Source organism: Chromobacterium sp. LK11 (assembly GCF_001043705.1).
Classification (GTDB): Bacteria; Pseudomonadota; Gammaproteobacteria; order Burkholderiales; family Chromobacteriaceae; genus Chromobacterium; species Chromobacterium alkanivorans.
Map to the genome: position 1 here is coordinate 34634 of NZ_LDUR01000009.1, position 21125 is coordinate 55758.

The window sequence follows — 21125 nt, forward strand, 5'->3', positions numbered from 1 at the left end:
CGACATATAAGAATGGAGACGTCCCCATGTCCGCTACGCTCGAACTCCTGGCCCCGTTTGACGGGCCGACCGTGCCGCTGAGCCGCGCGCCCGATCCGGTATTCGCCGGCTTGATGATGGGCGACGGTCTGGCGATCGAGCCGCTGTCCGGCATCCTGTTGGCGCCCTGTGACGGCGAGGTGGCGCAACTGGCGCGCACCGGCCACGCCCTGACCCTGCGCGCGGCCAACGGCGCGGAAGTGCTGATCCACGTCGGCATCGACACCGTCAAGCTGGAGGGCGAGGGCTTCAAGCCGCTGATCAAGGCCGGCGACGCGGTGCGCCAGGGCCAGCCGCTGATCGAAGTGGACCTGGACGCGGTGGCGCGGCGCGCGCCGTCGCTGCTGACCATGGTGGTGATCGCCAACGGCGAGGCTTATGCGCTGGAGCAGCGGGCGACCGGCATGCAGCAGGCCGGCCGCAGCGTGTTTCTGACGCTGTCCGGCGGAGCTGCCGCCGACGACGGCCCAAGCGCAAGCGGCGCGGAAAGCCGTGGTCAGGCCACGGTGCGTCACGCCGGCGGCCTGCACGCGCGGCCGGCGGCGCTGGTGCAGAACGCGGCGCGGCAATATCGCGCCAGCGTGCGAGTGGAATTCAAGGGCCAGGCCGCCAACGCCCGCAGCGTGGTGGCTTTGATGGGGCTGGGCGTGTCCGAGGACGACGATGTGGCGGTGTTGGCGCAGGGCGAAGACGCCGCGGCCGCCGCCGCCGCGGTGATCGCCGCGCTGCAGACCCGCACCGAATCCGGCCACGGCGCGTCCGCGCCCTTGGCCGGCGCGCCGGCGCGCGCGCTGCCGGCCGGCTGGATAGGCGGCGTGTGCGCGGCGCCGGGCCTGGCCATCGGCCAGGTGGTGCGCCTAGACGCCTTCGAGCCGCAGGTGGCCGAGTTCGCGGTCAACGCCGATAGCGAGCGCGAGCAGCTGCGCCGCGCGCTGGCCGAGGTCAGCGCCGGCATCGCCGCCGCCATCGACGAGGCGCTGCGCCGCGGCCAGACCTCGCAGAGCGACATCTTCGCCGCTCACCTGGCCTTGGTGGACGATCCGGAGCTGCGGGACGCGGCGGAGCGGGACATCGCCGCCGGCCACAGCGCCGGCCACGCCTTCCGCCAGGCGGTGCGCGCGCAGTGCCGCGTGTTGTCCGGCCTGGGCAGTCCCTTGCTGGCCGAGCGGGTGGCCGATCTCAAAGACATCGAGCGCCAGGTGCTGAAAGCGTTGCTGGGCGACGCTCAGAGCGAGCCCGAGCTGTATCCGGCCTCCATCCTGGTGGCCGAAGACCTGGCGCCTTCCGAACTGACCCGGCTGCCGCGCGAGCGGGTGGCCGGCATCCTGTCCGCCGCCGGCGGCGCCACCGGCCACGTGGCCATTCTGGCGCGCGCGCTCGGCATTCCGGCGCTGGTGGCCTGCGGGCCGCAAGTGTTGCGGCTGGACGCCGGCGGCGAAGTGCTGCTGGACGCGAGCCAAGGCGGTTGCGATCCGGCGCCGAGCGCCGCCGCGCTGGCCTCCGCGCGGCAGACCATGGCCGAACGCGAGCGCCGCCGCGCCGACATGCGCGCCGACGCCGACGGCGCTGCGGTGACGCTGGACGGCGTGCGCGTCGAAGTGGCCGCCAACATCGCCAACGAAGAGGACGCGCGCGAAGCGGTGCGCCACGGCGCCGACAGCGTCGGCCTGCTGCGCACCGAATTCCTGTTCATCGATCGCCGCGACGCGCCGGACCGCTACGAACAGGCCAACGCCTACCAGGCGGTGCTGGACGAGTTGCAGGGCCGCGTCGCCATCATTCGCACGCTGGACGTGGGCGGCGACAAGGAAGTGCCCTATCTGACCCTGCCGCCGGAACCGAACCCGGCGCTGGGCCTGCGCGGCATCCGCACCGGCTTCGCCCACCCGGAGATGCTGGACGAACAACTGCGCGCGCTGCTGATGCTGCGCCCGCTGTCCTTGCTGCGCGTCCTGGTGCCTATGATCGCCGATCTGGGCGAACTGCGGCGCCTGCGCCGGCGCATCGACGCTTTGGCCGCGGACATGGGGCTGAGCGAGCGGCCGCAGCTGGGCGTGATGGTGGAAGTGCCGTCCGCGGCGCTGCTGGCCGACCAACTGGCCGCCGAGGCGGATTTCCTGTCCATCGGCACCAACGACCTGACTCAATACACGCTGGCGATGGACCGTTGCAACGCCTCGCTGGCCGCCAGCCTGGACGCGATGCATCCGGCGCTGCTGCGGCTGATCGAACGCACGGTGGCCGGCGCCAGCCAGCACGGCAAATGGGTGGGCGTATGCGGCGCGTTGGCCTCGGACCCGCTGGCCGCGCCGGTGCTGGTCGGCCTCGGCGTCGCCGAACTGTCGGTCAGTCCCGGCCTGGTGCCGGAGATCAAGGCCAGGGTGAGAACGCTGGATCAGCAGGCTTGCCGCAAACGCGCCGAGCAGTTGCTGACGCTGGACTCCGCCGCCGCGGTGCGCGCGCAGGCCGCCGCATGGTGGCCGGAGAACTGAACCGGTCCGGCGCGTAAAGCCGCGCCGGATCCTGAAGTAATCGCATGCCGCGGGGACACGCGGCAGCGAGCGGTACCGACACACAAGAAGGTAGCAGCCTGGAGCGCCATGCCCCCATCGGCGTCCATACACTGGGAGACGAGACGTGAGTACCTCTGACAATAAATTCGCTGGCATTCAGCAGCTGGGCCGCGCCCTGATGCTGCCGATCGCCGTTCTGCCCGTGGCGGGCTTGCTGCTGCGCCTGGGCCAGCCGGACCTGCTCAACATCAAGATGATGGCTCAGGCCGGCGACGCCATCTTCGGCAATCTGGCGCTGATCTTCGCCATCGGCGTGGCGGTGGGCTTCGCCAAGGACAACAACGGCACCTCCGGCCTGGCCGGCGCCATCGGCTATCTGGTGATCACCGCGGTGCTCAAGGTGATAGACGAGAAGCTCAATATGGGGGTGCTGTCCGGCATCCTGTCCGGTCTGGTGGCCGGCGCGCTGTACAACCGCTACAAGGACATCAAGCTGCCCAGTTATCTGGCCTTCTTCGGCGGCAAGCGCTTCGTGCCCATCGTCACCGGCTTCTCCATGCTGGTGTTGGGCGCGGTGCTGGGCTATGTCTGGATGCCGGTGCAGATCGGCATCGACAGCGTCGGCCGCTGGCTGATCGGCGCCGGGGAAATCGGCGTCTTCGTCTACGGCGTGCTCAACCGCGTGCTCATCGTCACCGGCCTGCACCACATCCTCAACACCATCGTCTGGTTCCAGGTGGGCGATTTCGCCTCCGCCGCCGGCAAGGTGGTGCACGGCGATCTGACCCGCTTCTTCGCCGGCGACAAGACGGCCGGCATGTTCATGTCCGGCTTCTTCCCGGTGATGATGTTCGGCCTGCCGGCCGCCTGCCTGGCGATGTATCGCACCGCCAAGCCCGAGAACAAGCAAGCCGTCGGCGGCCTGCTGTTCTCGATGGCGCTGACCGCGATGCTGACCGGCGTCACCGAGCCGGTGGAATTCGCCTTCATGTTCCTGGCCCCGGCGCTGTACGCCATCCACGCCGTGCTGACCGGCCTGGCCATGGCCTTGATGCACGCGCTCAACATCAAGCTGGGCTTCGGCTTCTCCGCCGGCCTGTTCGACTACGCGCTGAACTTCGGCCTGTCCACCAACCCGCTGCTGCTGGTTCCGGTGGGCATCGGCTACTTCGCGCTCTACTACGTGCTGTTCGTGTTCTTCATCAAGAAGTTCGACCTGAAGACCCCGGGCCGCGAAGACGCGATGGTGGCCGTGGCGGCGGTGGCCGCCGGCAGCGAGCGCGCGCGCGCCTTCATCGCCGCTTTGGGCGGCGCCGCCAACCTGAAGTCCGTGGACGCCTGCACCACCCGTCTGCGCCTGCAAGTGGCCAGCAACGACAAGGTGGGCGAAGCCGCGCTGAAGGCGCTGGGCTCGCGCGGCCTGATCAAGCCGGCCGCCGGCAGCGTGCAAGTGGTGCTGGGACCGGAGGCGGACCTGATCGCCGACGAAATCCGCGTCGCGCTGGGCCGCCCTGACGCCGCTGTCGCGCCGGCCGCCGCCGCGCCGGCGCAAGCCTTGGGCGAGGTGGTGGGCATAGACCGCGAACGCTGGCTGACGGCGCTGGGCGGCGCCGCCAATGTGCGCAAGGTGGAAGCCGTGGCCGGCAGCCGGCTGCGGGTGGAAGTGGCCGACGCGGCCTTGGTGGACCAGGCGGCTTTGCAGCTGCTGGGCGCCAGCGGCGTCACCGCCTTCTCCGGCACGCTATTGCATATAGTATTGAATAGCGACGCCGGCGATTACGCCGCCGCGCTGCAGGGCTGAGACGCTGTTCGACGCCACATCGGCCGGCGGAATTTGACGCACGGCAAGCTTGGACGGAATTTCCGCACTGCCGATGTTGGTAATTCGCCCACTACTTATGTAGCGAGTTGATTACAAGCCGAATCAGGCGGACAGTGGTGGCGCAGGGCACGGGAAGATGACCTTGCGCCATTTCAACTTGGAGGATGCATCATGACGTTGCGAGTTGCTATCAATGGTTACGGCCGCATCGGCCGCATGATTGTGCGTGCATGGCAAGAGCGCTATGCCGATCAGGACATCGAGATTGTCGCCATCAACGATCTGGCCTCGCCGGAGCTGCATGAACACCTGACCCGTTACGACAGCGTGCACGGTCCGTTCGCCGCTTCCGTGGCGCTGGACGGCGATCACCTGGTGGTCAACGGCAAGAAGATCAAACTGCTGGCCATCCGCAACCCGGCCGAGCTGCCGTGGAAAGAATTGAACGTGGACGTGGTGATGGAATGCACCGGCTTGTTCACCACTCGCGAAAAAGCCGGCGCTCATCTGCAGGCCGGCGCCAAGAAAGTGCTGATCTCCGCTCCGGGCGGCGAAGGCGTGGACGCCACCGTGGTTTACGGCGTCAACCACCAGCAGCTGAGCAGCGCGATGACCATCGTCTCCAACGCCTCCTGCACCACCAACTGTCTGGCCCCGATGGTGCAGCCGCTGATCGACAGCATCGGCATCGAGCGCGGCCTGATGACCACGGTGCACGCCTACACCAACGACCAAGTGCTGCTTGACACCGATCACAAGGATCTGCGTCGCGCCCGTTCCGCCGCCGTGTCCATGATCCCGACCAAGACCGGCGCTGCCGCCGCGGTGGGCCTGGTGCTGCCGCAGCTGAAAGGCAAGCTGGACGGCTTCGCCGTGCGCGTGCCGGTGAGCAACGTCTCGCTGGTGGACCTGACCTTCACCGCCGGCCGCGACACCACCAAGGAAGAAGTGAACCAGCTGATCAGCGACGCCGCCAAAGGCCCGCTCAAGGGCGTGCTCGGCGTCAACACCCTGCCGCTGGTGTCCTGCGACTTCCTGCACAACCCGGCGTCCAGCACCTTCGACGCCACGCTGACCCGCGTCATCGGCGGCCGCGAAGTCAAAGTGCTGGCCTGGTACGACAATGAGTGGGGCTTCTCCAACCGCATGATAGACACCGCGGTGGCCTGGCAGGCTGCCAAGTAAGTCCGCCGGCTGTTGCACCGATCAGGCCATGGTTCTCCGGAACCATGGCCTGATTTCATTCCGGCGCGCCGCGATAGCGCAGGCAGGCTTCGCCGAAGGCCAGCAGCCGCTGCTGCTCGTCCAGCACTTCCGCGCTGGCGTGGTAGATGCGCCGCCCCTGGCTGCGTCGGGTGGCCACGGCGCAGATGCGGCCGGCGCTGATCTGGCGGGTGAAGCTGGTGGTCAGCGACAAGGTGACGCAGGCGCGCGGCGTTTCGCCCAGCGGCCGCCAGGTGCCGCACAGTCCGCAGGCCGCGTCCAGCAGCGCGGCGTAGACGCCGCCATGCAGCACGCCGGCGGCGTTCAAGTGTTGCGGGCCGATTTCCAGCTCGATGGAGGCGCGGCCGTCCCCCCAACTGAGCACGCGAAAACCCAGCAGGGAGCGAAAACCGTTGTCGGGCGGCAGCAGTGGGGCGAGCGCGGGATGGGACATCAGGCTTCCTTACCAGGGCACGGCGGGGAGATTCAATTTGCCGGTCGCCTTTTGTCGCGGCGAAACCAGCTCCACGCGGCCATTGCCCTGATGCTGGCCGATGTATTGGGTGAAGTTGGGGTTGTCGCCGTTGGCGTCGAAGCTGACCGGGCCGATCAGCGTGTCGCGCCGGGTGGCGCGCAGCTCGGCCACGAGTCCGCCCGGCTGCCGCAGGCTGCCCTTGTCGGCGGCGCGGGCGATGGCCTCGAACAGGATCTGGCCTTGCACATAGCCAAGCTCGCTGAGATAGTCCGGGTCGCGCCGGTAGCGGGCGCGGTAGGCGGCGGCGAAGAGATTACCCTCCTCCGAACTGAAGCTGACCGGATAGGGCAGCATGGTGGTGCCCAGCACATTGTTGACCAGTTCGGGGAAGTCGACGGCCATTTTCGGCGCCGCGATGCCCCAGGCGCCTATCATGGCCTTGACCGGCGGCCTCAGCAGCCGGGCGGCGCGCAGAATGCCGACATAGTCGTTTTCATAACCCACCATCACGATGACGTCGGGCCTATCCCGCAGCCGCACCTTGTTGACCAGCGGCTTGAAGTCCTTGAGGCTGGGGTCGAAGGGATGCATGGAGATCCGGACCTCAGGGTTGCGCCGGCGGATGCCTTCGGCCAGCTCCAGATTGGCATCCTTGGTGGAGTGGATGATGGCGGCGGAGGCGACCTTGAGTTCGGCCAGCAGATGGCTCAGCGCCACAATGTAGCCCTTGTTGTCGTTCAGCCGGAAAAAGGTCTTCAGGCCGCGCTGGCTGGCGCTCAGCGTGGCGCTGCCGGTGGTCAGGTAGACCAGGCCCAGCTTGTTGGCGCTGTCCGCGGCGGGGCTGATGATATTGGTGCTGTAGCCGCCGGTGATGGCCAGCGCGCCCTGGCTGGCCATTCGTTCGACCGCGGCCACCGCCTTGGCCGGCGAGGATTCGTCGTCCTGGATCAGCAGCTTGATCTGGTGCCGGTTTTGAGCCTGGTTGAACAGGGCGGCGGCGGTTTCGATGCCGCGTCCGGTTTCGCCGCCCACGCGCGCCAGATTGCCGCTGAGCGACAAGGGCACGCCAACCAGGAACTCGGCCGCGCCGCTGTCGGCGGAGAACAGGAGCAGGGCGGCGGTGAACAGCAGGGCGGATTGTCGCGGGCGCATGGCGAGACTCCTTATTCATGGACCAGGCCGCGCAGCTTGGCCTTGAGGATTTTGCCGGTGGCGGAAGCCGGCAGCGGGTGGATGGCGCTGGGGCATTTGTAGGCGGCCAGCCGCCGGCGCAGAATGTCGTCGATGCGTTCCTGCGCGGGGGGAGCGGGGCTCAGCATGCCATGCTCCCGGCCCGTATCATATTGCGGGCAATCACCAGCTGCTGGATCTGGCTGGTGCCTTCATAGATGCGGAACAGCCGCACGTCGCGGTAGAAGCGCTCTATCGCGTAGTCGTCGACATAGCCGGCGCCGCCATGGATCTGCACCGCGCGGTCGGCAACGCGGCCGCACATCTCGGAGGCGAACAGCTTGGCGCAGGCGGCCTCGGTGGCGATGTCGCCGCCGGCGTCGCGGCGGCGGGCGGCGTCCAGCACCATGCAGCGCGCGGCGTAGATTTCAGCCTGGCTGTCGGCCAGCATCGCCTGGATCAATTGAAATTCGGCAATCGGCTGGCCAAACTGGCGGCGGTTCAAGGCATAGTCCAGCGCGTCCGCCAGCATGCGTTCGGCGGTGGCGACGCAGACCGCGGCCAGGTGCAGGCGGCCCTTGTCCAGTACCCGCATCGCAATCTTGAAGCCTATGCCTTCCTCACCGCCCAGCAGCTGGCTGGCCGGCACCCGACAGTTGTCGAAGATCACGTCGCAGGTTTGCGAGCCCTGCTGGCCCATTTTCCGGTCCGGCCGGCCCAGGCTGAGTCCGGGAGTTTCCCGCTCCACCAGAAATGCGGATACGCCGGCGGCGCCGGCGCGCGCCGGATCGGTGCGGGCCAGCACGGTGAACAGCCCCGCTTGCGGCGCATTGGTGATGAAGCGCTTGCTGCCGTTGAGCACGTAGTGGTCGCCGTCGCGGCGGGCGCTGGTTTTCAAGGCGGCGGCGTCTGAGCCGGAGTCGGGCTCGGTCAGGCAGAAGGCGCCGATCAGTTCGCCGGAGGCCAGCCGCGGCAGATAGCGCTGCTTCTGTTCCGGGCTGCCGTGCAGGATCAGACCCTGGGAGCCGATGCCGTTATTGGTGCCGATGCGCGAGCGGAAGGCCGGCGAGGTACGGCCCAGTTCGAAGGCGACCAGCACTTCCTCCTCCGTGCTCAGGCCCAGGCCGCCGTAGTTCTCGGGAATGCACAGGCCGAACAGTCCCAGCTCGCGCATCTGCTGGATCAGCGGTTCCGGAATCTGGTCGGTCGCGGCCACCAGCCGCTCATTGGGCAGCAGCGCCTGGCTGACGAAGCGCCGGATGGCCTCCAGCAGGCTGTCCAGGGTGTCTTGGTCTCGAATCATCATTGACTCCTAGTGAGTGAGGGGGCCGGGGCCGAGGCCGATGGCGCTTAGAACCGCTAACAAAACCACGCAGAGAACCTGAACCAAGGCGCGCCGACGCAGGCAGTACCCGTAGTACGACAAGGAGGCGCAACTCAGGATCAGGGGTTTTGTTAGCGGGTCTTAGCACACCGCCTCCAGATTGCGCACCATGTCCACCAGCCGAGGCCCGATGTCCTCCTCCAGCTGCCGTGGCTTGAGCTGAAAGCCGGGGCCGCCGCAGCTGAACACGATCAGGCCATGGCTGGGATGGCGCATTGGCACGCCGACGGAATTGACGTCGCGCTGCCATTCCCCCAGGGACAGGCAGAAGCCGCGTTCGGCGTGGTCGCGGAAGGCCTGCTCCAGCGATAGGCGGATGGCGGACCAGTCGTCGCGGAAATGCTGGCCGATGTGGTCCAGCACAAAGGCCCGTTCCGGCTCCGGCATCGCCGCCAGACAGGCCTTGCCCATGGCGGTGCTGTGCAGTGGAATGCGCGAGCCGATCTGGCGGCGCATGGTGAGGTGGGTTTCGCTGTGCGCGACATCGAGATAGACCATGTTCAGGCGGTCGCGGGCGCCAATCGCCACCGAGGCCCGCGTCAGGCGCGCCAGTTCCGTCATCCGGGTTTGCGCGGCATTGCAGATCGACAGATTGCTGAGCAGCGCGTAGCCAAAGGCCAGCACGCCGATGTCCAGTTGATATTTGCCGGAGGCGGCGTTGCAGCGCAGATAGCCCAGCTGGGTCAGCGTATGGGTCAGCCGCGTCACGGTGGGGCGCGGCAGGCCGGTCAGGCGCGCCAGTTCCTGATTGCCCAGTTGTTTGCCGTCGGGAGTGAAGCAGCGCAGCAGTTCCAGGCCGCGGGCCAAGGCGGTGACGAATTGCCGCTTGTCGTGATCGTCGGCCACGCTTGGCGTCAGCAGCGGCCAGTCGGGAGGGTTGGGCTTCATGGCGTCCCCTTCGCTTGCGGGTGGCTGGCAGGCCGCCACCCGTTCGGTGAGAATGCGATGGCCCACTGTAAGCACTGGCGCGGGGGGCTGGGATTATTTCGAAATTAAGTTTCGCTGTGCGAAATTGACCGCCAGCCAAGGCAGGCTGTCAGGCGCGGCGTCGTTTGGTAAAGCCATTTAAAATCAGATGGATGGGGTATTTTGACGGCGACGGGGCGTTGTCGCCATTTGGACACAGGCGCTTAGTCGTCCTGCTGTAAGTCCGGCAGCCGCGGCGGCACCGGCACCTCGATCACGATCGAGGTCTTGGTGTCGCCGAACTGCATCAGCCGCGCGATCAGCGCCTGCAGCGTGGGCATATTGTCCACCACCACCTTCATCATCAGCCCGCTGGTGCCGGTCACCGACATGCATTCGATGATCTCCGGCATGGTGCGGATCTCCTCTATCACCGCGAAGTACTCCAGGTGCTTGACCGTCAGCTCTATCATGCAGCAGATCGGCATGCCCACCTTGTTGGGATCGATGGTGGCGCGGTAGCCGGTGATCACGCCGCCGCGCTCTAGTTTGCCTACCCGATCCGCCACCGCCGGCGGCGACAGATTCACTCGCCGAGCCAGTTCCGCGAAGCTGATGCGGGCGTTTTCGTGCAGTGCGGCGATGATTTTTCTATCAAATTTATCCATGTTTCGATTATAAGGAAATATGACGAAACAAACTTATAAAAAAAGGCTAAATGGCTGAAAATCCAATCAACCATCTGATCAAAACGTCTGTTTGCTACGTAAAATGCTGGCCGTATCAGGGTTGGCCGCACTGTCCCGCGGCCCGCCTGTCCAGATCCGTTGCGTATGAGAATTGTCCCAAAACACTCTCATTTGAAACTGTCCTGGTGATCTCTTTGTCCCTGGTCTCTAGTCAGATCAAATCTGTATTGACGACGACCATTCCGGGCCTGTTCACAGCAACAGGCCCGTTTTTTTTGGGCTGCCGAGGCGTCTACGGCTGGCGCGTTGAAATAATCTGCGCCAAAGTGGGAAAGTTTGACGAAATGTCATATTTTTGTAATCACCCGTTTTTATCCTTGCCACACACTCAAACGGGAATGGATCAACCATGCCAGCCAATATCTTGCTTGTTGAAGACGAACCGGCAATCCAGGAGCTGATTGCCTTCAACCTGGCGCAGGCCGGCCACCACGTGCTGCGGGCCAGCACCGCCGAAGCGGCGCTGACGCTGGTGCGCAACGCGCTGCCGGACCTGGTGCTGCTGGACTGGATGCTGCCGGGCGCCAGCGGCGTGGACATCGCCAAACGGCTGCGCGCCGACGAGCGCACCCGCCATGTGCCCATCATCATGCTGACCGCGCGCTCGGACGAGCAGGACAAGATCACCGGTCTGGAAACCGGCGCCGACGACTACATCACCAAGCCCTTCTCGCCGCGCGAGCTGCTGGCGCGCATCAAGGCGGTGCTGCGCCGCCGCGCGCCGCAGATGACCGACGACGCGGTGGACGTGCAAGGCCTGCGGCTGGACCCGGTCACCCACCGCGTCACCGGCAACGGCGGCGTCATCGATCTGGGCCCCACCGAATTCCGCCTGCTGCACTTCTTCATGACCCATCCCGAGCGCGTGCATTCGCGCTCCCAGTTGCTGGACCAAGTGTGGGGTGATCATGTGTTCGTGGAGGAGCGCACCGTGGACGTGCACATCCGCCGGCTGCGCAGCGCGCTGGAAGGCACCGGCCACGACACCCTGATCCAGACCGTGCGCGGCACCGGTTACCGCTTCTCCACCCAGCAGTGAGGCCTGATGCCTGAATTTCTGAAGCGCACGCTGGCCTCGCTGCTGGCGACCGCCGTCATCGGCCTCGGCTTCTGGCTGGGATCGTCGGCGGAAGACGGACTGATCGCGGTGGCCATCTGCCTGGGCGGCTGGCTGGCCTTCAATCTCTACCATGTGGCGCTGCTGCTGCGCTGGCTGCAGCGCCCCACGCCGGAGCGGGTGCCGGACGGCTTCGGCGTCTGGCACACCATCTTCATGACGTTGTACCGCACCACCCGCACCCAGAGCCAGAGCCAGAAGAAGCTCACCCACGCGCTGGAGCGCTTCATCAACGCCGGCGAGGCGATGCCGGACGGGGTGGTGGTGCTGGACGAGCACGACCGCATCGAATGGATCAATCCGACGGCGGTGGAGCACCTGGGCCTGGACCGCAAGCGCGACGTCGGCAACCAGATCCTCAACCTGATTCGTCAGCCGGCCTTCCACGCCTATATGAACGAGGCGCGCTTCAGCCAGCCGCTGGTGCTCAACTTCGTGCAGCCGCGCGAGCTGGTGATCTCGCTGCAGATGGTGCCCTTCGATTCCACCCGCAAGCTGCTGCTGACCCGCGACATCACCCAGCTGGAACGGGTGCAGACCGTGCACAAGGATTTCGTCGCCAACGTCTCGCACGAGCTGCGCACGCCGCTGACCGTGGTGGGCGGCTTCCTGGAGACGCTGGGGGACATGCCGCAAGTGGACGACGCCACCTTCCGCCAGTTCCTGCCGATGATGATGGAGCAGTCGCGACGCATGCAGAGCCTGGTCGAGGACCTGCTGACCCTGTCCAAGCTGGAGAACAGTCCCAAGGCGACGGTGTCGGAGCGCGTAGACATGCAGGACATGCTGGACACGCTGATGGTGGAGGCCGAAGGCCTGTCCCACGGCCGCCATCAGGTCAAGCTGGACCGGCACAGCGACGCCTGGCTGTGGGGCAGCCCGCAGGAGCTGCATTCGGCCTTCGGCAATCTGGTGTCCAACGCGGTGCGCTACACGCCGGAGGGCGGCTGCATCACCCTGAGCTGGAAGGAGGAGGGCGAGCAGTTGCGCTTCTCGGTGGCGGACACCGGCATCGGCATCCCGCGCGAGCACATCCCGCGGCTGACCGAGCGATTCTACCGGGTGGACCGCGGCCGTTCTCGCGGCAGCGGCGGCACCGGTCTCGGCCTCGCCATCGTCAAGCACGTGCTGGCGCGCCACCACGCCCGGCTGGAGATCCGGAGCGAACCGGACAAGGGCAGCGTGTTCTCCGCGGTGTTCCCGCGCGACCGCCGCAGCGGCTCTCAGGCCGCCTGAGCGCCGCGTCGCGGCGCTCATTGCGGCGTATTGTTGCAAGCTTGAGCCGGGCGCTCTTGGCGCGCCGGTTCAGGCGGGTTAGGATGTTTGTTTTAGCCCGTCGACTCCGGCGCGGCAGCCACCGGCCGGCTCGGCGACGCCGGGCCCGTCCCGACTTTATTCTGGATCGTTCCACCATGAATCGACTGCAATCCATCCGCCCGTTCGGCCAGCGCATCTGGCTGGACAATCTTTCCCGCGAACTGATCGCCTCCGGCGAACTGGCGCGCCTGCTGGCCGACGACGGCATCGCCGGCGTGACCTCCAACCCGGCGATCTTCTACAAGGCGATCAGCGGCGACGCCAGCTACCAGGCCGACCTGGCCCGTCTGAAAGCGGACGCCGGCTTGTCGGCCGAGGCGCGCTACGAAGCGCTGGTGGTGCCGGACATCCAGGCCGCTTGCGATCTGCTGCGCGGCCAATACAACGCCAGCCAGGGCAACGACGGCTACGTCAGCCTGGAAGTGTCGCCGGAGCTGTCCAACGACGAGGCCGGCACCCTGGCCGCGGCGCGCCGGCTGTGGGCGGAAATCGCCCGTCCCAACGCCATGATCAAGATCCCGGCCACCGCCGCCGGCATCCGCGCCTTCCAGACGCTGACCCGCGAAGGCGTCAACGTCAACATCACCCTGCTGTTCTCGCTGCCGCAAGTGGAAGCGGTGTGGGACGCCTACATCGCCGGCCTGTCCGCTCGTCACGCAGACGGCAAGGACGTGTCCGGCGTCAAGGCGGTGGCCAGCTTCTTCCTGTCCCGCGTCGACAGCCTGCTGGACCCGCAAGTGGCGGCCGCCCATCAGGGCAAGGTGGCCATCGCCTTGTCCAAGGCCGCTTACGCCCGCTACCGCGAACGCTTCCACGGCGCCGAGTTCGCCGCCTTGAAAGCCGCCGGCGCGCGTCCGCAATACCTGCTGTGGGCGTCCACCGGCACCAAGAACGCCGCTTACTCCGACGTGCTCTACGTGGAAAGCCTGATCGGCGACGAAACCGTCAACACCGTGCCGGACGGCACGCTGGCGGCCTTCCGCGACCACGGCCAGGCCGCGTTGACGCTGCCGGAAGGCATGGACGACGCGCAGACCCTGCTGCACGCGGTGGGCGCCGCCGGCGTGGATCTGGCGGCGGCCGGCGAGAAGCTGCAACAGGACGGCCTGAAGCTGTTCGAAGACGCGTTCGAGCAGTTGTTGAAACTGACCGCCTGAGCGCGGAAAGACAAAAAGGCTGACCATTGAGGTCAGCCTTTTTTGCGTTTGCGATTCGAGGGCGGCAGCCGTTCAGGCCGCCTGCTGCATCCGGCGCGCCGCCATGCGCTGCCCGGCGGCGCTCATCTCCTCGGCGCTGATGGTCGAGGCGGCGGTGGGAAACAGCCAGCTTTCCTCGGCGGCGGCGTGCTCGCGGTACTGGCGCGCGAACTCCTCCAGCTCATTGCGGCTGATGCTGCTGATCTTGCCGTCGCGCAGCGCCAGCAGATCGTCGCGGATCGCGTTCCAGCAGGAATGCAGATAACCGTGTTCCGCGCTCAGTTGCTCCAGCCGCGAGGCGGCGGTGGGCATTCGTTCCAGAATCAGCGGAAACAGCTCGTCTTCCTCGTCGCTGTGATGGGCGGGGCCGGCCAGGTCAAAATAGCGGACCACGCCGTCTATCGTGTTGCGGGCGGCCTCGTTGACGCCGTGCTGCTCGATGTAGGAGGGCAGTTGATCCAGTTGCTCGCAGAAGCGGCGAATCTTGTCGTGACAGGCTTGCAGCATTTCCAGCGGCTGTTCGAAGCTGGGCGCGGCGGCGTTGCTAAGAGAGTCCAGAGTCAGCATCGGCGTTCTCCTGTGATGGGTGACGGCCTGCATTCTGCGGCATGGCGCGGGCCGCGGCCATGATCCGGCTCAAGCCGCGCAAGCCTTCCGCCGGGCGGTAGCGGTAGAATGCCGGGTGAGCGCTTGTCCGCCCCGGTTGTTCTTGATACCGCGTCGGGCCTCAGAAAACAAGTGCGATATTGGACCGTTCCCGTTACCGGATTGTTGCATCGGCAACGCGCGCAGGGAGAGTGAATGCAAGCCCCGTTTGAAGTGAAACGCCTGGATCTGAGCGACGCCGGACTGGCCGCGCGCGCCTTGGATTTGCAGCTGGACGCCCACCGCCTGGAGGCGGAGTGGCTGTCCTATCCGCATCTGCCCGTGCTGTGGGCCGACCTCGCCGCCGCGCAGGCTTGCGCCGACGCGGTCTGGGGCGCGTTCGAAGGCGAGCGCCTGCGCGGCGTGCTGGTGGCCTCGCGCCGCGAGGACGGCGGCCTGCATATCGAAAGAGCGGTGGTGGATCCGCAACAGCTGCGCGCCGGCTGGGGCTACCGCTTGCTGAACCGGGCGCTGGTGGGCGAGAGCGAGGTCAGCGTCGACACCGCCGAGGTCAATATCGCCGCGCTGTCCCTGTACCGCAAGGCCGGTTTCGTCGCCGAGCAGCGCTGGTCCACGCCGGACGGGCTGATGCTGTGGCGTTTGAATTATCAGCCGGCTTCGCCGCCGGCTTTCCAATTATCGGAAGACGGCTGGCTGGACGGCGCGCGCCGGTTGCCGTCGCCCAATCACGATGAGCGCGGCGAGGGCATGGCGCCGGAACTGCTGGTGATCCACAACATCAGCCTGCCGCCGTATCGCTACGGCGGCTTGGGCGTGGAGCAGCTGTTTCAGAACCGGCTGAACCCGGACGAGCATCCGTTCTACGCCGAAATCCAGCATCTGCGCGTGTCTTCCCATTTCTTCATCCGCCGTTCCGGCGAGCTGCAACAGTTCGTGCCGGTGACGCGGCGCGCCTGGCATGCCGGCGTCTCCAGCTGGCAAGGGCGCGAGCGCTGCAACGACTTTTCCATAGGCGTGGAGCTGGAAGGCTGCGATTTCGAGCCGTTCAGCGAGGCGCAGTACCGGACGCTGCAAGCGCTGGCGCGGGCATTGCGGCGCCAGCTGCCGCTGCGCGCCGTCATCGGCCACGAGCACATCGCGCCGGGGCGCAAGACCGATCCCGGCCCGTTCTTCGATTGGGCGCGGGCGGAGGCGGACAGCGGCCTGCAACGCTAGAGTCAGGCGCGAAAAAGCCGGACGGGCGGGGCCGGTCCGGCTTGGAAGCGGGGCGAGGAGGCTTAGAGCCTGTTTACGATCAGCTGCGCGTCGTGAGACGTGACACGGTGAGTACGTCTTCGAAATGCTCATGTACCGTATGTACATTCCGCTTTCTCAGCCGTTTCCGCCTTGTCTCGCTCTAGCTCGCGAGATCGTAAACACGCTCTTACAGCTCGACTTGCGCGCCCAGCTCCACCACTCGGTTGGTCGGCACCTGGAAGAAGTCGGTGGCGCGCATCGCGTTCTTGCTCATCCACACGAACAGCTTCTCGCGCAGTCGCGACATGCCCGGACGCTCGGTGGACACGATGGTTTCGCGCGACAGGAAGAAGGAAGTATCCATCAGCTCGAAGGCCAGGCCCTGGGCGGTGCAGTCTTCCAGCACCTGCAGCACGTTCGGGTCTTCCTTGAAGCCGTAGCGGGCCACCACGCGCCAGAACGAAGCCGACATCTGCACGATCTCCAGCCTGTCCTCTTCCGCCACATAGGGCACGTCTTCGGTGCGCACCGTCATCAACACCACCCGCTCGTGCAGCACCTTGTTGTGCTTGAGATTGTGCAGCAGCGCGTGCGGCACGCCGTGCAAGGTGCTGGTCAGGAACACCGCGGTGCCCTGCACCCGCGTCGGCGGATAGGCTTCCAGGTTCTCGATGAAGCTGTCCAGCGGCAGCGCCTGATCGCGCAGGCGCGTGAACAGCAGCTCGCGGCCCTGCTTCCAGGTGCTCATCAGCGTGAAGATCACCATGCCCAGCACCAGCGGCAGCCAGCCGCCGTCGGCCACTTTATGGATGTTGGCGCTGAAGAAGCCCAGGTCTATGGTGGCGAACATCAGGGTGACGCCCAGCGCCAGCGGCAGCGGCCAGCGCCAGTTGACCCGGGCCACCACGAAGAACAGGCAGGTGGTGATCAGCATGGTGCCGGTGACGGCGATGCCGTAGGCGGCGGCCAGGCTGGACGAAGTCTTGAAGGTCAGCACCACCACCATCACCGCGATCAGCAAGGCCCAATTGATGAAGGGCATGTAGATCTGGCCGATCTCTTTTTCCGAGGTGTGCTGCACTTCCAGCCGCGGGCAGTAACCCAGCTGGATGGCCTGACGGGTCAGCGAGTAGGCGCCGGAAATCACCGCCTGAGACGCGATTACCGTGGCCAGCGTCGCCATCACGATCAGCGGCAGCAGCGCCCAGTCCGGCGCCAGCAGGAAGAAGGGGTTCTTGATCGCCGCCGGGTTCTGCATCAGCAGCGCGCCCTGGCCGAAATAGTTCAGCGCCAGGCCGGGCAGCACCAGGCTGAACCAGGCGCGGCGGATCGGCGAGCTGCCGAAATGGCCCATGTCGGCGTACAGCGCCTCGGCGCCGGTCAGCGCCAGCACCACCGAGCCCAGGGTCAGGAAGGAGCCCCAGCCGTTGTGGCCGATGAAGTGCAGCGCGTGGTAGGGGTTGAGCGCCTGCAGCACCTGCGGCGCCTGCACGATCTGGTGCAAGCCGAGCAGACCCAGCACGGAGAACCAGATCAGCATGATGGGGCCGAACAGCAGGCCGACGCTGGCGGTGCCGAAGCGTTGCAGCAGGAACAGGCCGGTCAGCACGCCTATGGCCATCGGCAGCACATAGCTTTCCATCGCCGGCGAAATCAGCTCCATGCCCTCGGCCGCGGACAAGACTGACACCGCCGGAGTGATGATGGCGTCGCCGTAGAACAGCGCCGCGCCGAACAAGCCCAGCAGCACGATCTTCCAGCGCGCGGCGTGGGTGGTGTAATGACGGGCCAGCGCCATCAGCGCCATGATGCCGCCTTCGCCGCGGTTGTCGGCGCGCAGCACGAAGGCCACGTATTTGATGGAAACCACGAAAATCAGCGACCAGAAAATCAGCGACAAGATGCCGAAGATGTTTTCCGGGGTGGTGGGGATGCCCTGGCCGGTGAAGCATTCGCGCAGGGTATACAGCGGGCTGGTGCCGATGTCGCCGTATACCACGCCCAAGGCGGCCAGGGTCAGGCCAGCCATGGCCTGTTTGTTGTGATCCTGCATAAGCATCCAATGGAATTGTTCGTCACCGTATATTGCTGCACAGCAATATCGGTGGTTCTTGAGCGCGCAGATTACTCCAGAGGTCTGGGTAAGCCAAGCAAAGGCCGCGCAAGAGCCGAGATGTGTTCTTGTAAAACGACAGAGTCCGGGCTGTCGGCTTGCGCGGCGGCCGCTTCTGGGGTAGCCGGCGGGAGGCGGGGCACGCATCTTTATAGCGCAAATAGACTATGCCGGCGCAAGGCTTGGCCGCGAGGCGCGGCAAACGCTACAATCAAGCCCTCAATTACACCGTATTGCCAAGGACGCATCATGCGCGCATCGCAGTTTTTCATTTCCACCCTGAAGGAAGCCCCCGCCGACGCGGACATCGCCAGCCAGAAGCTGATGATGCGCGCCGGCTTCATCCGCAAAGTGGCCGCAGGCATTTACTCCTGGATGCCGATGGGCCTGCGCAGCGTGCGCAAGGTGGAAAACATCGTGCGCGAAGAGATGAACCGCGCCGGCGCGATCGAAGTCAGCCTGCCGGTGGTGCAGCCGGCCGGCCTGTGGCAGGAAACCGGCCGCTGGGACAAGATGGGCGAGGAGCTGCTGCGCTTCAAGGACCGCCATGAGCGCGACTTCGCGCTGCAGCCCACCGCCGAGGAACTGATCACCGACATCGCCCGCAACGAGCTGCGCAGCTACCGCGCGCTGCCCAAGAACTTCTTCCAGATCCAGACCAAGTTCCGCGACGAGCGCCGCCCGCGCTTCGGCGTGATGCGCGGCCGCGAGTTCACCATGAAGGACGCCTACTCCTTCGACCGCAGCGCCGAAGCCGCCGGCGTCAGCTACGACAATATGTACGCCGCCTATTGCCGCATCTTCGACCGCCTGGGTCTGAGCTACCGCGCCGTCGCCGCCGACACCGGCGCGATCGGCGGCGACCGCTCGCATGAATTCCAGGTGATCGCCGACACCGGCGAGGACGCCATCGTTTACTGCCCGGACTCCGACTACGCCGCCAACATCGAGTTGGCCGAAGCGGTGGCGCCGGCCGGCGAACGCGCGGCCGCCGGCGCGGCCATGGCCAAGGTGCATACGCCCAAGGTCAAGACCATCGCCGATCTGGTGGGCTTCCTGAACGTGGACGTCAAGCAGACCGTCAAGGCGGTGGTGGTGGACGGCGACGAAGATCAGCCGGTGCTGCTGCTGGTGCGCGGCGATCACGAGCTGAACGAAGTCAAGGCCGAGAAGATCGCCGGCATCAAGACGCCGCTGACTTTCGCCGCCCCGGCCGCGATCAAGGCCGCCTTCGACGCCAACCCCGGCTCGCTGGGCCCGGTGGGCTTCAAGGGCCGCGTCATCGCCGACCGCACCGTCGCCAAGATGGCCGACATGATCACCGGCGCCAACGAGGACGACCAGCACTACACCGGCGTCAACTTCGGCCGCGACTGCGCGGAACCGGAAGTGATGGACATCCGCAATGTGGTGGCCGGCGACGCCTCGCCGGACGGCAAGGGCGAACTGGCGATCCAGCGCGGCATCGAAGTGGGCCATGTGTTCTATCTGGGCACCAAGTACTCCGAAGCGATGAACGCCACCTTCCTGGACGAGGACGGCAAACCCAAGCCGTTCGAGATGGGCTGCTACGGCATCGGCGTCACTCGCATTCTGGGCGCGGCGATCGAGCAGAACTTCGACGACAAGGGCATGATCTGGCCGGACGCCATCGCGCCGTTCGCCCTGGTGATCTGCCCGGTGGGCTATGACCGTTCCGCCGAGGTGAAGGCCGCCGCCGACGCCTTGTATCAAGGCCTGCTGGCCAAGGGCGTGGACGTGATCCTGGACGACCGCGGCGAGCGCCCGGGCGCGATGTTCGCCGACTGGGAGCTGATCGGCGCGCCGCATCGCGTCACCATCGGCGACCGCGGCCTGAAGGAAGGCAAGGTCGAGTACCAGCACCGCCGCGACGCGGAGGCCAGCGCGCTGGCCGCGGATGCTATGCTGGAACAAGTGTTGGCCAAACTGGGGCTGTGACCGTCTTATGATCCGATCCGGCATCGTCGTATTGTTGGCCGCGCTGGCAGCGATGCCGGCGTGGGCCGGCGCGCAGAAGGAAGAGGCGTTGGCCGCCAACGTCGCTTCCACCATGCGCCGTTCGGTGTCGGACGCCAACGCGCCGCGGCTGGTGTTCGACGACCAGCGCGAGGCCGACGCCTGGCTGGGCGAGATGTCCAGCCGGCTGGTCAAGCGGATCCCGGACAAGTGGACGCGCGAGCGCCTGCTCACCGCCATCCACTACGAGGCCACCCGCGCCGGCCTGGACCCGCAGCTGGTGCTGGGCCTGATCCAGGTGGAAAGCGGCTTCAACAAGTACGCGATCTCCGGCGCCGGCGCGCGCGGGCTGATGCAGGTGATGCCGTTCTGGGTGCGCAGCATAGGCAACGCGCAGCACAATCTGTTCGATCTCACCACCAATCTGCGCTACGGCTGCACCATTCTGCGCTACTACCTGGATATCGAGCGCGGCAATCTGTTCCGCGCGCTGGGCCGCTACAACGGCAGCCTGGGCCGCGCCGAGTATCCCAATCTGGTGGTGGGCGCCTGGAAAGGCCGCTGGCACTGGGTGGCGCCGCTGCCGGTGAAAACGGCGGCGGTGGCGCCGCCGCTGCTGCGCTGAGCCCGCTCGGCGCAGACAAAAAAACCGGCCCTGGAATCCAGGCCGGTTTTTTTTGCGCTCAGCGCGGCAGGCTACAGGAGGACGCGCGCATCTCAATCCTCCTGGGTTTGCAGCATCTTCTTCAGCAAGCGCGCCAGCGTGGCGCGTTCCTCCGCGTCCAGCATCTCGATCAGTTCGGCCTCGGCCGACAGATGGTTGCCGACGGCGTCCTCGATCACCTCGAAGCCTTTGGGCGTCAGCGTCACGATCACGCCGCGGCGGTCCGCGGGGTCCGGCGAGCGGGTCACCAGGCCGGCTTCCTCCAGCCGGTTGATGCGGTTGGTCAGCGCGCCGGAGGAAATCAGCACCATGCCTTGCAGTTGATTGGGGGACAGCTGGAACGGTTCGCCGCCGCGGCGCAGCGCGGCCAGCACGTCGAATTCGCCGACATTCAGATTGTGGCGCGCCAAATCGTGCAGCACGCGGCGGGTGACGAAGTACTCCATCCGCACAATGCGGCCGACCACTTCGGTGGAGGACGGGTCCAAGTCCGGGCGAACCTCGCGCCACAGGGCGACGATACGGTCAATCTGGTCTGGTGCTTGTTGCATCACTGACGGTTCCTGATGTGTGGGTGACAACTGGATGACTACCGGGCGCAGAGATTAGCACGGCTTGAAGTTAGTTTATCTTCACGT

Annotated in this window: 18 protein-coding genes and 1 pseudogene; 10 read left to right on the forward strand and 9 right to left on the reverse strand. The window is 66.3% G+C overall.

The genetic code is table 11. The features are described 5' to 3' along the window. Window positions 1-26 precede the first annotated feature (26 nt). From ptsP to gap, 3 genes are all read left to right on the forward strand, one after another. Entirely contained in the window at window positions 27-2531 is a 2505-nt protein-coding gene (ptsP, locus tag VK98_RS04770) for a phosphoenolpyruvate--protein phosphotransferase (RefSeq protein ID WP_048412950.1), read from the forward strand. 145 nt (window positions 2532-2676) lie between these two features. Continuing rightward, window positions 2677-4353 carry an N-acetylglucosamine-specific PTS transporter subunit IIBC gene (gene nagE / locus VK98_RS04775; protein WP_082158756.1) on the forward strand — a complete coding sequence of 559 codons (1677 nt, stop codon included), beginning with the start codon at window positions 2677-2679 and terminating at the stop codon, window positions 4351-4353. A gap of 192 nt (window positions 4354-4545) precedes the next feature. Beyond that, window positions 4546-5559: a type I glyceraldehyde-3-phosphate dehydrogenase gene (gene gap / locus VK98_RS04780; protein WP_048412951.1), complete on the forward strand. Its 1014-nt coding sequence runs from the start codon at window positions 4546-4548 to the stop codon at window positions 5557-5559. Window positions 5560-5614: 55 nt separating this feature from the next. On the opposite strand, the gene VK98_RS04785 is transcribed toward gap, so the two are convergent. The 6 genes from VK98_RS04785 to VK98_RS04805 all read right to left on the reverse strand — a co-directional run bounded on the left by VK98_RS04785 (window position 5615) and on the right by VK98_RS04805 (window position 10180). Beyond that, a complete protein-coding gene (locus VK98_RS04785) occupies window positions 5615-6031 on the reverse strand; it encodes a PaaI family thioesterase (RefSeq protein WP_048412952.1) in 417 nt (138 codons plus the stop codon). A gap of 9 nt (window positions 6032-6040) precedes the next feature. Further along, entirely contained in the window at window positions 6041-7204 is a 1164-nt protein-coding gene (locus VK98_RS04790) for an ABC transporter substrate-binding protein (RefSeq protein WP_048412953.1), read from the reverse strand. Between the two features lie 11 nt (window positions 7205-7215). Beyond that, window positions 7216-7371: a hypothetical protein gene (locus VK98_RS23640; RefSeq protein ID WP_156187766.1), complete on the reverse strand. Its 156-nt coding sequence runs from the start codon at window positions 7369-7371 to the stop codon at window positions 7216-7218. Beyond that, window positions 7365-8525, reverse strand: coding sequence for an acyl-CoA dehydrogenase family protein (locus VK98_RS04795; RefSeq protein WP_048412954.1), 1161 nt, complete (start codon window positions 8523-8525; stop codon window positions 7365-7367). Before VK98_RS04795 ends, VK98_RS23640 begins: the two co-directional genes overlap by 7 nt. Window positions 8526-8687: 162 nt before the next feature. Further along, window positions 8688-9494: an IclR family transcriptional regulator gene (locus VK98_RS04800; protein WP_048412955.1), complete on the reverse strand. Its 807-nt coding sequence runs from the start codon at window positions 9492-9494 to the stop codon at window positions 8688-8690. 242 nt (window positions 9495-9736) lie between these two features. Continuing rightward, the gene (locus VK98_RS04805; RefSeq protein ID WP_048412956.1) at window positions 9737-10180 is read right to left on the reverse strand and encodes an Lrp/AsnC family transcriptional regulator; all 444 of its coding nucleotides are present in this window, start codon (window positions 10178-10180) and stop codon (window positions 9737-9739) included. A gap of 430 nt (window positions 10181-10610) precedes the next feature. Here VK98_RS04805 and phoB point away from each other — a divergent pair, with 430 nt between their 5' ends. From phoB to tal, 3 genes are all read left to right on the forward strand, one after another. Then, a complete protein-coding gene (phoB, locus tag VK98_RS04810) occupies window positions 10611-11300 on the forward strand; it encodes a phosphate regulon transcriptional regulator PhoB (RefSeq protein WP_048412957.1) in 690 nt (229 codons plus the stop codon). Between the two features lie 6 nt (window positions 11301-11306). Then, on the forward strand, window positions 11307-12614 hold the full coding sequence (gene phoR / locus VK98_RS04815; protein WP_048412958.1) for a phosphate regulon sensor histidine kinase PhoR: 1308 nt from the start codon (window positions 11307-11309) through the stop codon (window positions 12612-12614). Between the two features lie 176 nt (window positions 12615-12790). After that, entirely contained in the window at window positions 12791-13852 is a 1062-nt protein-coding gene (tal, locus tag VK98_RS04820; protein WP_048412959.1) for a transaldolase, read from the forward strand. Window positions 13853-13924: 72 nt separating this feature from the next. Here tal and VK98_RS04825 read toward each other — a convergent pair whose 3' ends face one another. Further along, window positions 13925-14458 (reverse strand): hemerythrin domain-containing protein, encoded by a 534-nt coding sequence (locus VK98_RS04825; protein WP_048412960.1) that lies wholly within the window; start codon window positions 14456-14458, stop codon window positions 13925-13927. A gap of 234 nt (window positions 14459-14692) precedes the next feature. Between VK98_RS04825 and VK98_RS24125 the strand changes: the two are divergent. Then, a pseudogene (locus VK98_RS24125) lies at window positions 14693-15118 on the forward strand (GNAT family N-acetyltransferase); the annotation flags it as partial. A gap of 6 nt (window positions 15119-15124) precedes the next feature. Beyond that, a complete protein-coding gene (gene ampD, locus VK98_RS24130) occupies window positions 15125-15712 on the forward strand; it encodes a 1,6-anhydro-N-acetylmuramyl-L-alanine amidase AmpD (RefSeq protein WP_231589216.1) in 588 nt (195 codons plus the stop codon). 208 nt (window positions 15713-15920) lie between these two features. Here ampD and kup read toward each other — a convergent pair whose 3' ends face one another. Further along, on the reverse strand, window positions 15921-17786 hold the full coding sequence (gene kup / locus VK98_RS04835; RefSeq protein WP_048412962.1) for a low affinity potassium transporter Kup: 1866 nt from the start codon (window positions 17784-17786) through the stop codon (window positions 15921-15923). A gap of 309 nt (window positions 17787-18095) precedes the next feature. On the opposite strand from kup, the gene VK98_RS04840 reads away from it, so the two are divergent. Together VK98_RS04840 and VK98_RS04845 are read left to right on the forward strand one after the other, a co-directional pair. Next, the gene (locus VK98_RS04840) at window positions 18096-19805 is read left to right on the forward strand and encodes a proline--tRNA ligase (RefSeq protein ID WP_048412963.1); all 1710 of its coding nucleotides are present in this window, start codon (window positions 18096-18098) and stop codon (window positions 19803-19805) included. A gap of 7 nt (window positions 19806-19812) precedes the next feature. Beyond that, on the forward strand, window positions 19813-20448 hold the full coding sequence (locus VK98_RS04845; protein WP_048412964.1) for a lytic transglycosylase domain-containing protein: 636 nt from the start codon (window positions 19813-19815) through the stop codon (window positions 20446-20448). A 92-nt stretch (window positions 20449-20540) separates the two neighbouring features. Here the strand turns inward: VK98_RS04845 and VK98_RS04850 are convergent, their stop codons facing one another. After that, window positions 20541-21038, reverse strand: coding sequence for a MarR family winged helix-turn-helix transcriptional regulator (locus VK98_RS04850; protein WP_043589515.1), 498 nt, complete (start codon window positions 21036-21038; stop codon window positions 20541-20543). Window positions 21039-21125 lie beyond the last annotated feature (87 nt).

Bases quoted from the DNA above. Each gene is read 5' to 3' on its own strand.
- ptsP (WP_048412950.1), top strand. From the start codon at position 27: ATGTCCGCTACGCTCGAACTCCTGGCCCCGTTTGACGGGCCGACCGTG.
- gap (WP_048412951.1), top strand. From the start codon at position 4,546: ATGACGTTGCGAGTTGCTATCAATGGTTACGGCCGCATCGGCCGCATG.
- VK98_RS04785 (WP_048412952.1), bottom strand. From the start codon at position 6,031: ATGTCCCATCCCGCGCTCGCCCCACTGCTGCCGCCCGACAACGGTTTT.
- VK98_RS04790 (WP_048412953.1), bottom strand. From the start codon at position 7,204: ATGCGCCCGCGACAATCCGCCCTGCTGTTCACCGCCGCCCTGCTCCTG.
- VK98_RS23640 (WP_156187766.1), bottom strand. From the start codon at position 7,371: ATGCTGAGCCCCGCTCCCCCCGCGCAGGAACGCATCGACGACATTCTG.
- VK98_RS04795 (WP_048412954.1), bottom strand. From the start codon at position 8,525: ATGATTCGAGACCAAGACACCCTGGACAGCCTGCTGGAGGCCATCCGG.
- VK98_RS04800 (WP_048412955.1), bottom strand. From the start codon at position 9,494: ATGAAGCCCAACCCTCCCGACTGGCCGCTGCTGACGCCAAGCGTGGCC.
- VK98_RS04805 (WP_048412956.1), bottom strand. From the start codon at position 10,180: ATGGATAAATTTGATAGAAAAATCATCGCCGCACTGCACGAAAACGCC.
- phoB (WP_048412957.1), top strand. From the start codon at position 10,611: ATGCCAGCCAATATCTTGCTTGTTGAAGACGAACCGGCAATCCAGGAG.
- phoR (WP_048412958.1), top strand. From the start codon at position 11,307: ATGCCTGAATTTCTGAAGCGCACGCTGGCCTCGCTGCTGGCGACCGCC.
- tal (WP_048412959.1), top strand. From the start codon at position 12,791: ATGAATCGACTGCAATCCATCCGCCCGTTCGGCCAGCGCATCTGGCTG.
- VK98_RS04825 (WP_048412960.1), bottom strand. From the start codon at position 14,458: ATGCTGACTCTGGACTCTCTTAGCAACGCCGCCGCGCCCAGCTTCGAA.
- ampD (WP_231589216.1), top strand. From the start codon at position 15,125: ATGCTGTGGCGTTTGAATTATCAGCCGGCTTCGCCGCCGGCTTTCCAA.
- kup (WP_048412962.1), bottom strand. From the start codon at position 17,786: ATGCAGGATCACAACAAACAGGCCATGGCTGGCCTGACCCTGGCCGCC.
- VK98_RS04840 (WP_048412963.1), top strand. From the start codon at position 18,096: ATGCGCGCATCGCAGTTTTTCATTTCCACCCTGAAGGAAGCCCCCGCC.
- VK98_RS04845 (WP_048412964.1), top strand. From the start codon at position 19,813: ATGATCCGATCCGGCATCGTCGTATTGTTGGCCGCGCTGGCAGCGATG.
- VK98_RS04850 (WP_043589515.1), bottom strand. From the start codon at position 21,038: ATGCAACAAGCACCAGACCAGATTGACCGTATCGTCGCCCTGTGGCGC.